A 236-nucleotide genomic window follows, 5' to 3' on the forward strand; every position below is an offset into this window, starting at 1 on the left:
GACGAACCACTGTTCGACGACAACGAGTACACCGCCAACGTGGATCGGGTCATCCCGGCGATGCTGGGCCTGTCGGCGCTGATCGGCTCCCGGCGGCCCCCGGCCGGGTTGTCGGCGACCGACCTGGCCGCCTGGAGCTATGAGGGTCACACCCACTACCTGCTCATCGACGATGTCGACGCCATCCCCGACACCCCGGCCCTGACCGGGCCCTACGCCGGGCAACGGCCGTGGAC

1 protein-coding gene is annotated in these 236 nt (G+C 69.9%); it reads left to right on the top strand.

The window, feature by feature from the left end; genetic code table 11:
* On the top strand, positions 1 to 236 hold a 236-nt coding region (locus tag LI92_RS21685; RefSeq protein ID WP_046322795.1), incomplete at both ends, for a hypothetical protein.

The organism is Mycobacterium sp. UM_Kg1 (genome assembly GCF_000972925.1).
Classification (GTDB): domain Bacteria; phylum Actinomycetota; class Actinomycetes; order Mycobacteriales; family Mycobacteriaceae; genus Mycobacterium; species Mycobacterium hiberniae.